Annotated in this window: 8 protein-coding genes; 4 read left to right on the top strand and 4 right to left on the bottom strand. The window is 62.2% G+C overall.

Going from position 1 to position 13,094, the window contains the following annotated elements; translation table 11 throughout:
- Window positions 1–29 precede the first annotated feature (29 nt).
- Window positions 30–155, top strand: a complete 126-nt coding sequence (locus DB708_RS27980) for a hypothetical protein (protein WP_261859443.1) — start codon at window positions 30–32, stop codon at window positions 153–155.
- A gap of 48 nt (window positions 156–203) precedes the next feature.
- The gene (locus tag DB708_RS15210) at window positions 204–1,136 is read left to right on the top strand and encodes a class I SAM-dependent methyltransferase (RefSeq protein WP_108924281.1); all 933 of its coding nucleotides are present in this window, start codon (window positions 204–206) and stop codon (window positions 1,134–1,136) included.
- A 39-nt stretch (window positions 1,137–1,175) separates the two neighbouring features.
- Here DB708_RS15210 and DB708_RS15205 read toward each other — a convergent pair whose 3' ends face one another.
- Window positions 1,176–2,666 (bottom strand): GAF domain-containing sensor histidine kinase, encoded by a 1,491-nt coding sequence (locus tag DB708_RS15205; protein WP_235616774.1) that lies wholly within the window; start codon window positions 2,664–2,666, stop codon window positions 1,176–1,178.
- An 81-nt stretch (window positions 2,667–2,747) separates the two neighbouring features.
- Complete coding sequence (locus DB708_RS15200; RefSeq protein WP_409347599.1) at window positions 2,748–3,419, bottom strand: response regulator; 672 nt, start codon at window positions 3,417–3,419, stop codon at window positions 2,748–2,750.
- A 255-nt stretch (window positions 3,420–3,674) separates the two neighbouring features.
- Here DB708_RS15200 and DB708_RS15195 point away from each other — a divergent pair, with 255 nt between their 5' ends.
- A complete protein-coding gene (locus tag DB708_RS15195) occupies window positions 3,675–5,255 on the top strand; it encodes a DHA2 family efflux MFS transporter permease subunit (RefSeq protein WP_235616773.1) in 1,581 nt (526 codons plus the stop codon).
- A 213-nt stretch (window positions 5,256–5,468) separates the two neighbouring features.
- Here DB708_RS15195 and DB708_RS15190 read toward each other — a convergent pair whose 3' ends face one another.
- Both DB708_RS15190 and DB708_RS15185 read right to left on the bottom strand, forming a co-directional pair.
- Window positions 5,469–6,452 (bottom strand): nucleotidyl transferase AbiEii/AbiGii toxin family protein, encoded by a 984-nt coding sequence (locus DB708_RS15190; RefSeq protein WP_108923117.1) that lies wholly within the window; start codon window positions 6,450–6,452, stop codon window positions 5,469–5,471.
- Between the two features lie 2 nt (window positions 6,453–6,454).
- A complete protein-coding gene (locus DB708_RS15185) occupies window positions 6,455–7,156 on the bottom strand; it encodes a hypothetical protein (RefSeq protein ID WP_235616772.1) in 702 nt (233 codons plus the stop codon).
- 256 nt (window positions 7,157–7,412) lie between these two features.
- On the opposite strand from DB708_RS15185, the gene DB708_RS15180 reads away from it, so the two are divergent.
- Window positions 7,413–12,656 (top strand): hypothetical protein, encoded by a 5,244-nt coding sequence (locus DB708_RS15180; RefSeq protein WP_133251014.1) that lies wholly within the window; start codon window positions 7,413–7,415, stop codon window positions 12,654–12,656.
- The last annotated feature ends 438 nt before the right edge of the window (window positions 12,657–13,094 follow it).

Genomic DNA, 13,094 nt, shown 5'->3' with positions numbered 1-13,094 from the left:
CTCCACCAACTCAACGAAAGAAGATCGACATGAGCACAGTCTTTACCTTCGGCCGTATCGACGACATCCTGACCCCCAGCTGTTCGGATGAGGCATTGGAAAGTGCCGGCGCCATGCGCGTGGTGGCCACCATATTGCAGCCAACAGCTAAGTGACGGAACTTCGATACCCGGCATCCCGAGACTTGGCAGACGATGAGCGAATTGCGCACCCCTGACGACACCTGGGACATCAAGACCAGTGTCGGGAGTACCGCGGTGATGGTGGCTGCCGGCCGGGCTGTCGAAACCGATCGGCCCGACGCGTTGATCCGCGACCCGTACGCGAAACTGCTGGTCGCCAATGCCGGTGCCAACCTTCTATGGGTAGCGATGCTGGACCCGTCGATGGTGGCCAAGCTCGAAGTTATCGACGCCGAGGTCGCGGCCGTCGTCGCTCACATGCCCGATTACCAAGCGGTGCGGACAAACTTCTTCGACACATACTTCAGCGATGCTGTAGCCGACGGAATCCGCCAGGTCGTGATTCTGGCTTCAGGACTGGATTCTCGTGCCTACCGCCTGGATTGGCCGACTGGTACCACCGTGTATGAGATCGATCAGCCTAAGGTGCTGGCCTACAAGTCCACGATGCTGACGGAAAACGGGGTGGCGCCCGCGGCCGATCGCCGCGCGGTGCCCATCGACTTACGTCAGGACTGGCCGGCCGCCCTGCGCGCCGCAGGCTTCGACCCGGCAGCACGGACCGCTTGGTTGGCCGAGGGGTTGTTGATGTATCTGCCCGCCGAAGCGCAGGACAAGCTTTTCCACCGGATCGGTGAGCTGAGCCCTGCCGGCAGCCGGATCGCGGCTGAAACCTCGCCTCACCATGGCAACGCGCGGCGAGAGGAAATGCGCGAGCGGTTCAAGAACGTCGCCGCTGCGTTCGGCTTCGAGCAGGCCGTGGACGTGCTGGAGCTGGTCTACCACGACGAGAATCGTGCCGTTGTCGCCGATTGGCTCAACAACCACGGTTGGCGGGCCACGGGCCAAAGCGCACTGGACGAGATGCACCGGCTGGGCCGCTGGATTGATGGCGAGCCGATGGCTGAGGACAAGGCAGCGTTCGCCGAGTTTGTCACCGCGCAGCGGTTGTGATGGCACGCACCGCGGAGAACTTGGGTAAGCACAGATCTTTCAGGCAGAGATTGGGATCGTGGCATGCAGTGTGGTGCCGCCGCCCAGAGGGCTCCGCACGCTCAAGCGGCCACCGAGGGCTTCTAGCCGGTCGATCAAGCCGATGAGACCGGACCCATTTTCGATGTCGGCTCCACCGGCGCCGTCGTCGCGAATGAAAAGCACCAGATCCGATCCGTTGGTTTGGGCGTCGATATCTACCCCGGAAGCCTGCGCGTGCCGGCTGGCGTTGGTAAGGGCCTCGGCAACAACGTAATACGCGGCGACTTCGGCCGGCTCGGATACTCGGCCTTCGATTTTCGCGTGCAGCGTGACCGGGATGGTGCAGCGGCGTGCGAGCGTCTTGAGCGCCGGGCCAAGGCCGCCGATGGATACGATCGCCGGATGAATGCCCCTAGCAATCTCTCGGAGATCCGCTGACGCCGAGGCTAATTCGGCTACGGCCTCGGAGAATTGTGTTTTGAGCGCGGCGAGTTCGGGGGGCAAATCCTCCCCGATGGAGCTTAGCTGTAGCGCAAGGGACACTAGCCGTTGTTGCGCGCCGTCGTGCAGATCTCGCTCCAAACGCCGGCGCGCATCATCGGCGGCAGCGACGATACGCGCGCGTGAGGCTTTGAGTGCGGCGTGCGCTTCAGCATTGGCGATGGCGGTGGCAACGAGTTCGGTGAACTCGCCGATCCGCTGCTCGGTGTCCGGTGGCAGTGGCACCGCCTGGCGAGATCCGATAACCGCGGCGCCCCACAGCCGGCGTTCGACGAAGATCGGCGTCGCTACCCCAGAGCGCAAGCCAAGCCCGCGGATGAGCGTCGGGATGGCACCGATCTTTGTTTCATTGTCATCCACTCGGGCAGGTCTACCAGTGTGAGCCACCGTGTTGACCATGTTGTCGCCCTCTAGCGGCAAGCGAGTGCCCACTGGCTTGCGCTTCGTCTGTCCGGGGTCGTCGAAGGCCGCGACAAGTGTGGCGGTGTTGTCAGGTTCGTAGCGCCAGAGCGACGTGTCGGTAACCGCGAGGCAGCGCGCCAGCTCATGCGCCACCGCCGGGAAGATCTCGGATGCCGGGACTCCCCGGGCGACCAATGTCGCGACTCTGCGTAGCGCCGCTTGTTGGTCAGCCAGGGCACCGAGCGCTTCGCTGCTCGCCTCGGCTTGCTGCCGGCGTTCCTCTGCTTCCGCCGCACGCGTGCGTGCGGTGCGCGCCAAAGCGTGCGCTACCAGCCCGACGACGACGAAGACCAACAATACGAGCCAGTCCTGGAGCTGGGTCAGCGCCGCACCGATATTCGGCCAGCGACGGAAACAGTCATACGCAATCGCGCTTATCACCGCCATCACAGCGGTCAAACCGGCGCCCCAGCCTGTTGCGACGACCAAGACACCCACCAGATACAAGACGCCGAAGGCGTTGTCAGGGGCGAGCTTCTTGAGCAAAAGCAACACGAGAGTCTCTGCCGCGATGACTCCGGCCGCTACCGCAAGCCCCAGTGGCATGGGTAGTGCGGTCCGTGACAGCGGCATCGAATCTAATCGAGCACGCATCCGTGGCCACGCCGTCATCACCGCGGCCGCCCGTCAGCGAGCCTCGAGGAAGGTGACAACCGCGCGGACGCGGCGGTGATCGTCAGGGGTCTCGTGCAGGTCCAATTTCGTCATGATGCTGCGCACGTGCTTCTCGACGGTGCCTTCGGCCAGCCACAACTGCCGTGCAATGCCGGCGTTTGAGCGGCCCTCTGCCATCAGTGCTAATACTTCCTTTTCGCGCGGGCTGAGCGCGGCGAGTGGATCATCACGCTTGCGCGCGGACACCAATTCCTGAACCAGAGCGGGATCCACCACGGATGCGCCGTTGGCGATCCGCCCCAGCGTGTCGAGAAAGTCGGCGACATCGGTAACCCGGGTTTTCAGCAGGTAGCCCACACCGCCACCGCTCGCCAGCAGCTGGATCGCATGTTCAACTTCGATGTGGGCTGACAAGACAAGCAACCCGACTTCCGGCATCTCCTGCCGAATAGCCATTCCCGCATCGAGTCCGTCGGTGGTGCCGGTCGGAGGCATGCGGATGTCGACAATCACGAGTTCCGGCCGCTGGGTACGGACCAGTTCTAGAAGCGTCGAGGCGTCACCGACCTGGCCCACGACGTCGTACCCCGAACGCGCGAGCAGGCTGGCTAGCCCTTCCCGTAGCAGCACATCGTCGTCGGCGAGCACAACCCGCAGACCCGCCTGCCCTGCCTGCACTGCCACGTCGATCCCTTCGCTTGCGCAACCACCGACAGTGCTGAGCGTAATTGCAGCTAGTAGGTATGCCCTAGTCAGGCTGGCGGTGTCGGCTAAAGGGATGCCAGCGGGGACGTTCTGGACCACGTCGACTGGGAGTATCGAGATTCATAGAAGCGCCAAGAGCCTGAGCGACACCGGCCCGGCCTGCGGGCCTGGAGCAGCCATGCCGTGGAGCCCCACCTGACGTTTGCGCGCTCACCAGTTAGCTAGGGAGGAACCGTGTCAAACGATCACATTGGACTGCTGGTGCCCGGCGAACACCTCTGCCCGGAGAAGCTGGACGCCGCGCTACTTCGGGTCGCGGGCGTGTGCATGTTGGCCTCAGTGATGTCGAACCTGGACATCACCGTCATCAGCGTCGCGCAGCGCACTTTCATCGACGCATTCCATTCCACCCAGGCGATCGTCGCCTGGACGACGACCGGCTACACACTCGCGATGGCCACCGTCATACCGCTGTCGGGGTGGGCAGCCGACCGATTCGGCACCAAGCGACTCTTCATGGGATCGGTGCTGGCGTTCACTTTGGGCTCATTGCTGTGCGCGATGGCACCAAACATCTTCTTGCTCATCGCATTTCGTATGGCTCAGGGCCTCGGTGGCGGCATGTTGATACCGCTGGCGTTCACCATCATGACGCGCGAGGCAGGCCCGAAACGACTCGGCCGGCTGATGGCGGTGCTGGGTATCCCGCTGCTACTCGGCCCGATCGGCGGGCCGATCCTGGGCGGCTGGCTCATCGATACCTATAGCTGGGAGTGGATCTTTTGGATCAACGTGCCGATCGGACTGACCGCGTTCCTGCTTGCGGCGATGGTGTTCCCGCAAGATCACTCGACGCCGTCGGAAACCTTCGATTTCCTCGGCCTACTGCTGCTGTCGCCCGGCGTGGCGACATTGTTGTACGGAGTGTCGTCCATTCCCGGCCGCGGCACCGTTGCCGACCGCCACGTATGGATTCCGGCCGCGATCGGTGTGGTGCTGATTACCGGGTTCGTCGTGCATGCCCTGTACCGCACGGACCACGCACTCATCGACCTGCGGCTGTTCAAAAACCGGGTAGTCACGCTCGCCAACGCGGCGACATTGTTGTTCGCCATCGCGTTCTTCGGCACCTGGGTGTTGTTCCCGAGCTACTTGCAGCAGGAGCTGCACCAGACGCCGCTGCAGTCCGGGGTACACATGATCCCACTGGGACTCGGGGCCATGCTGACCATGCCGCTTGCCGGGACGTTCATGGACAAACACGGACCGGGCAAGGCCGTGTTGCTCGGCATCACGCTACTGGGCACCGGGATGGGCATTTTCGCCTACGGTGCCGCCAGCCAAGAGCATTACCTGCCAACGCTGCTCGCCGGGGTGGCGATCATGGGCATGGGCATGGGCTGCACCATGATGCCGCTGTCGGGATCGATGGTGCAGGCCTTGGCCTCGCATCAGATCGCGCGGGGTTCGACGCTAATTAGCGTCAATCAGCAGATTGCCGGGTCGATAGGTGCCGCGCTGATGTCGGTGATCCTCACCAACGAGTTCAATCGCAGCGAAAACATCTCCGCTGCAAACAAAATCGCAATCCTGCGACAGAATGCCGCCCGGCTCGGACTGCGAGTCGACCCGTCGGCAATACCCCGCAGAGCGCTGGCTTCCGACTTCATGAGGAACGTGTCGCACGACCTATCTCACGCCTACTGCTTCGTATTCGTGGTGGCGGTCGTCCTGGTCGGGTTGATGTTTATCCCCGCGGCGTTTCTGCCGAGGAAACCGGCGACCAATGTGGGCCAAACACCTGTGTCGGGCTGACAGGATTTGAACCTGCGACCACTTGACCCCCAGGAAGTAGCGGCAGCTTGTTTGCGCAGTTCGCGCGCAGTCTTCGTAGCTTGAAGGCAGTGCGTACCGTATACAGACGCGCAGGTCGTTCAGCATCGCGCATGACGTGTGGTCCCACAGTGGTCCCAACGACAGCGAGGTTGGCCGTGGTCCATTCCTTGGTGCTGTCGACGCGCAATCGTGTCAATCCCGTTCGAGGTCAAGGAGCTTCGAACACGAATGGACTCGCTCCAGCACCTCATCGAATGTTGGCCTTTCGCTGCCGTAATGGAACGTATCCATTGCGGTGTTGTGCTCCCGGCGAAGGTCTGTCGCGAACTCGCCGCTTGGATTGAACGCTTCGGAGGCCGCGAAGCCTCCATCGGGTATTGGATGATCGCCTCCGAAAGCCTGCGACACTTCGAATACGTTGGCGAGGATGTCGCTAACCATTACCGTGTCAGCGAGCAGCGTCGTGACGGAGGCGTCCTCCAACAGTGCCCAGATGTCGTAGAACTGACGCCCGATACGAGGCAGCCCATGCAAGGTGGTGCGTTTGGTTGGGTCCACGACGAAGTTGTTGACCCGCAACAGCTTTTCGATGAGTGTGCGTCCTGGGTGCAGGATCGTCACTTCGAACGGCCGCAGGTCGTCCCACTGACCACCAACGAGGTCCGTCGCCCTCAGCTCCCGGTACAGAAGCGACTCAACCTGCGCTTGCAGCGCCGGTTTTGGTCCGCCGGTCTGGCCCAGTTCGACGAGAACCGATTTAGGGTCAGCAAGTCCGCCTGACTGGTCGCTATGGGCGAGAGGTAGGTCCAGCCAAGCCTCTTGCGTGGCAGTTCCCAAGTCGCCGGCCGACTTCCGGTCGCGGTACTCCACGCCAATCGCCGACGCTGCCGTGTCCAGCATCGTCTTCATCGCCCGCTTGGCGGCACGAACGTTGGCGTAGTCGCCTAGAACGAGGAGATCGAGATCCTCGGAGAAGCGCTGAATAATTCGCAGCTTCTCCAGGCTCGTACCGCCCTTGAATACGATCTCCTCGCGGTGAGCGGTAACGATCGCGCGCAGCACCTCACAGATCCAGTAATCCTTCTCTACCGCGAGGGGCTGCACGCCGAGCTGTTCAGCAGCGGCAACGATCGTGGCCGCGAAAACCTCTGGATCGTCCTCACGCCAAAGTGCCACGTTTAAGCAGCGATCAGACCGGCCAGGGCCTTGGCTTCAACTCGCGGGTCGGCGGCCGACATCTTGTCAGCGAGATCCGCGCGCCCCGCGCGGTGCAGCAGGTGGCGCAGCCGTGCGCGCACGGAACCGGATTCAGTGCCACTTGCGCCAGCGAGGCGGTCAGGGTCGATAACGCCCGAGGTGATGAGCCCCGTTAGCCGCTCCATCGCCTCGCCAGGGCCAGTCTCGATCACCCTCTCCCACCCATCGAGCACCTCCAACGTCGCCACCTCGGTCGGGTTCAGCGCTCGCTCAGCGCGACCGCGGCGAGCCGAACGGTCCACGAAATGCACCGTTGGACCGCCAGTCGGCGGGCGGCCCACCACGGCATACTCAGCGCGGCGGGGAATCTGGGTGGACAGCCGCAACGCGTTCGCTGCCGAGAGCCCCGCTGGGCCGATGCCCTTTCGCCCGACAAGTTCAGTAGCCAATGTGTCAGGCGTCGGTAGCGCCATACCCAGCGGTGTTTTGATGCCGCGCCAGTACAGCCCCTTACGGATGTGGCGCAATTCCCCCTGTGCCACCAGTTCGGCCAGCAACCGCTGTGCAGTCGAGGGAGCCGTGTCCATGTCGGACGTACGCCAGAACCGGTTGCGAGAAGCAAAGATGGACCGCCGGGTGGCATCCACACCGTCGCGGTCGTAATGGCCCCGTGTGGTCGACATCGACACTTCACCTCCCCGCTCTTCTGCAACACGATACGAGAATCTCTCAATTCCCTCTCGCAACATCATACGAGAATCTCTCAATTAATGCATTCCCCTGGCCACCCGCCCGTGGTCAGAACCAATACGTCGCCCAGGTCGCACGTGGCGGCTGCTGTGACAGGCGTGAACGTGCACACCCGTAGGACATAACCCGCCGACTCGCCGGCCGCGCGAGCTATGTCCATATTTTCTGGACATGACATATGGTAATTCTGTGGCGACCGCGACCGAGACCCTCCAGGCAACACTCAGCGAAACTGAGTATCGAACCTTGTCCCTGCTCGCTGAAAGCACTCAACCGCTGTCGGGCCGAAAGGTTGCCAGCGCATTGGGCGTCGCACCAACCACGGCGAACGATGCGCTCCGAAGGCTCGGTGAAGCCGGCTTCGTGACATCAGAGAGGTCCGGGCGCGCAACATTGTGGCGGCTGGTGGTTTCGCATCCTTCGATCAGCGAATGGCTGCAGGAAGTGGTGCCGTCGGCGAGCTCAGCCCCCACCAGGTCGAGCCCATATTCAACCGGCGGCGGAGGAGTTCGCCTAGAGCACACTTACGCGGCATACCTGATCGCTGGTCTACTCGCAGGCGACGCCCTGACCGAGCTCGGAGACTCCCTTGCCCTCGATTCGATTCGCTTGCAAGCGAGTGACCAGGGCGATGTCGACGACATCCTGATCGAAGGACGTGACAGGCATGACGAGGTGTACCGGTCGTCGATCGCCGTACGCCGGAGCCCCTTACTGACCCGGAGTGACACCGCCTCCGTTCCGTTGATCCGCGACTTCCTGGCGGTCGTCCTCGACCAGTGGGCCACGGTGTGGGCCGGCCGCTGGCGGCTCGTCCTTGCCGCGTCGACCAACGCCAACGCAATCACCCAACTTTCTGATCTCGCTGAGATCGCGCGGTCCATGCCAAGCGGCGAAGAGCTTGAGGTCCGACTCGCCCAGCCGGGGCGCACGAACGGGCGTGTCCGTGACAGATACGAACACATCAAGGGGCTTGTCGAGCAGGCTGCCGATGGCCTGGCAGCGGCCTCCGGGTTTGCAAGCGTGGAGCTCGCGTGGCGCCTACTGTCCAGCCTCACCGTTCGCACGCTCCGCCTTGAGAGAACTGACCGCGCTGACCGAACGGTGGCCGTGAACACGCTGCAACGTGTTCTTCATGACGGCACACCGGCGACCGCCGATGCGCTCTTCTCCCGGATTGAGGAGCTCGTCGGCACATGGGCACCTCAAGGAGCGGTATTAGACCAATCAGTGATCCGTCGAAACCTTAGTGACTACCGGCTTCTAAGGTCCCCGAGGTACGCCAGCGCGTGGGCGGTAGTGGACAGGCTAGGCTTACGCCTCCGCGATTCAATCAGTCCGTCCTTGCGCACTAATTCTGAAACCCTTGAGCTAGAGCGATTAGTGGAGCGATCGCGCGTCGACGCTGCCATGAAATCGGCGGGCGGCTCAACTGGTTCGCTCGTCGTCACGGGTGAACCGGATGTCGGGAAGTCTGCACTGTGCCTCCGTGTCGCAGAGACACTCCGGAGCGACGGCGCAGCGATCACCATCCTCAGCCTGCGAGACTTGCCCCAGAACCCGTCCGAGTTCGAGGGTCTCCTCGGCGGATTCTCGCTCGACGAGGTACTGGCCACCAGCGAAACAGGATCCGTAAGACTCATCTTGGTCGACGGCGCCGAATCGGCGCTTGAAGGCAAAGCTGCCGTCTTGCAGGCGCTTTCCGTTGCGGCCCTGAAAACAGGCGTCGGCCTCGTCGCCGTCACCCGCACCGATGGATCGCGACAGGTTCGAGAAGTCCTGGCAAAATCAGCCGGCTTGGCTGGAATTTGCGCTGCGCCAACCGAGGTCATCCTCGGGCCCCTGACGCAGGACGAGCGCGACCAGTTGGCCGGAACTTTCCCGACGCTCGCACGGCTGGGTAGCGATGGGCGGGCAAAGTGGCTACTCGGTCGTCCTGGCTTGGTTGATGCCCTTCTGCGCACCGATGAAGAACTTGATCCTGCGGAATTCCTTTGCGAAGCCGACGTATTCAGCGCCGTATGGCGCAGTTTGATTCGAGGCGACGAGGAGCGCCCAGCTGGAATGGCGTCGCCAGACGACCGCGAACAAGCGACGCTGGCAGTCGCCAAACGCAATCTCGGCCTGCGTTGCGATTATGTCCCGGGGTCTGCCGCCGCCGAATTGCGGTCTGGCGGAGTCCTCCGGCTACCGAACAACCCCGCACTGTCTCCAGGAGACGAGTTCTCAACTGATCTGTTCAGAGATTTCGCCCTCTGCAGACTCTTCATCGTCGAAGGCTGGCAAGCGCTGGCGACGGCCGGCGCCCCTCGGTGGTCCATTCGCGCAACGCGACTCGGATGCCAAGCCGCACTCGTCACGCCGCAGCCGAGCGCCTGGAACGCACTCGCAACTCAGTTCGCGCAGATCGCCAGCGAACACGGGGAGCGATGGTCGGAGATTCCGTTCGAGGCTCTCTTGACACTCGGAAACGCGGAGCAGGCCATCCGAGGACTCTGGAATGCCTTAACTGCGGACGATGGTGCGCCAATGGCGACCCTTCTCCGCCTAGCCGAGGCACGCTACGTCAACGGCACAATCGGAGATCCGTTCGCACTAGCACCGCTCGTCAGAGTCGCCTTCTGTGAACGTCCCACCATTGGACATATTCCAGGTTTCGGGCATCGCACTGTCCATGACCTCATCAAAGACCTTGTCCTCGCGTGGCTGCGTGGGATGGCCTCCTCCCATCCCCAGCCTGACGGCCTCCGGCAAGCTGTCCGCGAAACTGTCCTGGCTGACGACCCGCGGCTGTACGACGAATTCGCCATCGAGGCTCTCGCCACGCTGGGGCCAGACGTTGACAATCGTGCTGAAGCGTGGCTGCGAGCAGTCGCTCAAGAACGTCCAGGCAATCTGAATCCCGCGGTTGAGTCGTTTGTGGCGTCGCTGAGCATGTCGCAAGCTTGCCCCGAGTTGCTTCTCCACCTCGCTGAGGCTTATTACATCGAACTGCCAGATCCCCGCAACCGTTGGGGCGGCCACGATCTCGATGACGGCATACGGGACTTAAAGCATGGTCTTTGGCCGGGCTTCGGTGTCTCTGCCGCAGCGTGGTTCTACGGCCCGTTCTTCAGACTGCTGAACACTCGGCCTCTCGAAACGATCGGCTTCATCAATCGGATGCTCAACCATGCGGCGAAGTTCCGCGTTGAGAAGATGCTGACATACCGTAACGACGGCAACAGACCCCAAGAACTCGAAGGGGTCCGCCTCGATCTCCCCGGTTTGGGCGAGCGGTTGTTCGTCGGGGACGGCAGCGTCTGGACCTGGTATCGCGGAACCGGTGTGGGCCCCTACGCCTGCATGAGCGCGCTCCTCGCATTGGAGCGATTCATTGACCATCTGTTCGAGAAGATCGACCTCCCCGCGCGAAAGATTCTCGAACTTCTGCTCACCGATTGTCACAACCTCGCTGTGCCCGGATTGATCGTCGGGTTCCTCACCCGTCACCCGAAGGCGGTTGGCGACTTGCTCGACCCTTTCTTGGTCTCTCCCGATATCTGGCACCTGGAGAGTGCGCGCGTCGCCAACGACCACGGCTTCCGAGCAAGGGATTCAGATGCGGACACACTCACGGGGTCCGATCAGCGGCGCTGGACGTTCCACGAGACTGTCGGCGGGATGGTTATCAACGCTCGGGTAGCTGGTGACGAGGAACGCCTCGCCCGACTCAGCGCACTCGGCGACAAGCTCGTCGCATCTGCCCGCGCCAGCCTGCAGGACGCACAAGGCAACTTCGCCGAATATTTGGCGCTGATCGAAAGCTGGGCGGCCGAGTTTCGCATCGAGAATTACCGCGTCAGCACAAGTGGTAATCACATCCTGATTCAGTTCGAACGGCCCGAACCGATCGAGCGCATTCTGGCTCCTCGCAACGCGGAGTTGCAGGCGACCAACGCGCTTTACGAACTCCAGAATAGGTACGGACGCTTTAACGAGAACCCCAACGAATGGCCCGTCGAAGACTTGGCCGAGGACCTCGCGACTGCACGTGAGATAGACGAAAAGTCAAGCGCCCCTGCAGATTTTCTCTGGCCCGAGAACGGACTGGTCTCCGTCGCCGCTGCCGCGGTGCGCTCACACGCACTCAGACTCGCGACAATCGGTGACGCCGACCTTCGTTGGGCCGTCGAAGCCACTTTGTTGGCTTCGGAGAATCCCCAGATCGACGGGATGAGCTACCACGATTCGATGTTTTCGATGGGCGCCGATCGCGCAGCGGCGGGAGCTGTGCCTCTCTTGCTTTTGCCCGCGTTCGACAACCTAGATCTCAACCGAGACCGTGTCGACAGCGCCCTCCGGGCCCTTGCGACCAGTCTCTTCGATGAGGTTCGTGCGATCTACGTGAAGGGCTGTGACCCCCTATGGGATGAACCGTGCGACCTCGACGCGATCACCGGCGATTGCCAACGGCATGGGCCGGCTTGGGCAGCTGCCATTGAAGGCCTGCACGATTGCCGATTGGGCCCCTGGAACCAAGAGACCCAGCGTCGCGAACCCGATCCGCTACTTCCGCCTTTCCACGAAAGGCTGCCAACAGTCGCTCACGACGCGTTGCTAGTCAATCGGCTACGCATGCCGCTGTCTTGCGTGGTCGACGCTCGGCAGGTGCCCTGTGTGCGAGACGCAGTGGGCGCTCTGTGGGCTCCCCTATGGGACGCTTACCGCCGCGGCCTCGCGCACTGGTGGGAAGAAGGATATGACCATCACGAGACCAAGCACGAACCGATCGCCCGACGGATGATCTCCATCACCCTGGACGGCGACCGGGAGCTAGTCAAAGCGTTCATCGAGACGCTCGCTACGAGTTCGAAGGCGTTGCATCAATTGTTCGATGGCTTCGCAACGGTCTTCACCTACGACGACCAGACTCGATCGTTAATGCGCGAATTCTGGCCCTGGGCGCTAGAGGCTGCGCTCGACGCGGTAGGTGAGGGAACAAGCCTCAAAGCCGGACACCACTGGTTCGACTACATGGTCGCCGCGTTGATGCCCACTCCCCGCCCGCATCCTTGGGATCCCGACATCGACGGTACTTTTGCCAATTCCCGCAAGCACTGGATACAACCGGCTGACCTCGGAGACCTTGGCAGGCGGTGGCTAAGCCTCGCTCGATGGGAGCCCAAAGCGATTGATGCCGTGATCAAGTTCGGCAAGAGCGCCCCGACAGCATGGCAAAACTCCGTCGAGCTGGACTGGATTGAGACTCTTGCGGGCGGCCGCTACGACCTGATCGCTAACCGCCTCTACTACCTTGAGGAGTGGTTCAGTGAGCTTCGCGGCTCTGGACTAATACTCGGCGAGGTGAAAACTAAGTATCACCGCATCGTCGACGGGCTGGCTGCCGCCGGAGACCGCGCCGCAGTCCGCCTCCAACAACTTGACGAGTAATCACTCAACCTCGCAACAGGGTACGTCTGGCCCCACACCGCTACACCATGGACGGTTGCGAGATCTGCAAGGATGCGCGGCAGCTTCAAACGTTGCTCTTGATCACAGGAAGCTGCGGCAGGTCGCTTCTCCAATTCGTCGTCGGCTTGAGCGGTTGAACGGCGATGGATGATATTGGGAGACGCGAAGTTCACTCAGCATCACGAATGCCTTGTGGTACCAGAGATCTGAACATATCCGGTGTAGGACGCCACACAGATCGGTTGCGCAGCAAGGGACCTAGATAAGTCGAGGATCGCCATCCTCGTCGGTGACGATACGGCGCTCGCCACGTTGCAGAGCATCAAGTGCCAGATCAATCTCCTGCGCGCGAAGATCGGATATACGGCAAGGACCAACAACGACGACTCGGTCAGGGCCGGCACACAACCGAATGAC

The sequence above is a fragment of the Mycobacterium montefiorense genome (assembly GCF_003112775.1).
Lineage (GTDB): Bacteria > Actinomycetota > Actinomycetes > Mycobacteriales > Mycobacteriaceae > Mycobacterium > Mycobacterium montefiorense.
The sequence above is the reverse complement of the archived record's forward strand: the minus strand, read 5'-3'. Positions and strand labels throughout refer to the sequence as shown.